The organism is Chamaesiphon polymorphus CCALA 037 (assembly GCF_003003845.1).
Lineage (GTDB): Bacteria > Cyanobacteriota > Cyanobacteriia > Cyanobacteriales > Chamaesiphonaceae > Chamaesiphon > Chamaesiphon polymorphus.
Window position 1 is genome coordinate 1 of sequence record NZ_PVWO01000749.1, and the last position, 2,036, is coordinate 2,036.

At 47.1% G+C, this 2,036-nt stretch carries 1 protein-coding gene; it reads left to right on the forward strand.

The features are described 5' to 3' along the window. Positions 1-1,966 (forward strand): methyl-accepting chemotaxis protein (locus C7B77_RS28950; RefSeq protein WP_106313220.1); only part of this gene is annotated, 1,966 nt, incomplete at its 5' end. Positions 1,967-2,036: the final 70 nt, after the last annotated feature.

Here is a 2,036-nt window from a genome sequence, read left to right on the forward strand (position 1 = left end):
CCCTGTCCCCATCCAAATTCCTATGAATAGCAACCAACCAGACACCAAAACAGCCATCGCCCCGACAGATCGATCGCCATCGCCGTTGGCGCGCGTCCAAAGCTTCGTGCGGAATAATCTAATCGCCACGATTACCATCACAGTTACAGGTAGTCTGTTACTGGTGGGAGGTTCGACTTGGAATATTTGGAGTATTTATAATAGCTTTCAGTCGAAGATCGATCGAGAGTTCGATCTCCAAAAAGTTAGTGACGAACTCATCTATCAAGATGAATATCTCACCATGTCGGCCAAGATGCTGGCAAGTACCGGAGATTTACAATGGGAAACTCGCTATAAGGGAATGGTACCCAAAGCCGATGCCTCGCTCAAGAAATTTTTAGCACTGATTACCGACGAACTGCGGGAAGAATCCAAGAAAACCGATGCTTCGGCAGCGAAGTTATTTGCATTAGAAGACCAAGCTTTCAAACTGGTACGCGAGGGTAAGCAAAAAGAAGCTTATCAAGTTTTGACAGGGACTGAATATACCGCACAAAAGCAAATCTATAATAATGCCAATGGTGTCATTCTAGAGAAAGTTAACCAGATGATTGCCACCGACTTAAGCAATTATCGCCAACAGTTATTCCTGACGATCGTCTTTTCGGCTGTGACTTTGCCGATCTTGTTGGCGAGTTGGTTGCTAGTACTGTCTGCCGTCCGTGCTTATATTAGGGATCGGATTGCCGCTCAACTGGCGATCGAAACATCACAACAGAATTTATTAGAACTCAATAAAGCTTTAGAAGTAGAATCAAATAACCGCCAACAACAAGAGCAGCTCGTGCGGGAAGAACGGGATATTTTACAACAAGATATCGGCGAACTATTGGATGTGGTTTGCGAAATTGAAGCTGGTGATTTTACCGTCAGTGCCGATGTAAACGAACGCGCGACGGGATTGATCGGCGACGTCTTAAATCGTCTGGTAGAGGGATTAGGAACGATCTTTGCTCAAGTATCGAATGAGGCACAACGAGTAGCTGAAAATAGTAGTTTGCAAGATAAAATTGCTGCTACCGTCGCCGAAAGTACTAGCGAACAAAATCAATCTGTAACTCAAGTATTGGCACTCACGCAAACAGTTCGTCAAGCTGCCAACAATGCCGCAACTCAGTTAGCCGATACCAATGATTCGCTAGTATCGCTCCAAACTGCGGTAACTACTGGTGAAATGACGATCGAATCGCTCGATCGTGGTATTGATGTCTTGCAACAGGGTAGCGATCGCATCGTCCAGCAGATGAAAGCCTTGGGGGAATTTGTCGGACTATCAGACCAATTTGTAGACGATCAAACCGATATTGCAACCCAGACCCAAATCCTCGCCCTCAACGCATCGTTAGTAGCCGCTAGAGCCGCCGAACAGCGCGACCCCAGACAGTTTGAAGCCGTAGCGCGTGAATTTGAAGCGATCGCCGGACAAGTCAGCCAACTGGCACAACAAACCAATGAAGGACTCATCAGTCTAGAGCAACGCAACACCCAAATTCACCGCGTAGTATCCGACGTCGATGGCGAAGTTCAAAGATTGGGGAGTTTGGTAAATAGCTTTACCCAAGGGGTAAAAGAAACTCGCGACGTCTTTGGCACAGTTCAATCGGTAACCGGACAAGCAGTCAAAGCTGGCGAAGTAGTATCCCAAACCAGTCAAACAATTATCGATTCTGCCGACTCGACAGCTCGATCGATTTCCGCAATCGCCACATTATCCGCGCAAATCGACCGCCAATCTCAGACAGCTCGATCGATTTCCACCCAAATGAACGCCCTCTCCGCCGGACTGATTAGTAATATTCAAGTCTTTAAACTCCCCGTTCGAGTTCCCAGCCCCACACTACCCAGCGATGCTAAAGATCTGCCTCTAATCGTTGCAGCTTCAGATGACTCGATCGTCGCTACTCCCGATTATCAATTGAATTAACCCTGGATTTAGGCTTTAGGCTTTAGGCTTTAGGGATAAGGGGAAGGGGGAAAGGTTGAAGGGTAAAGGG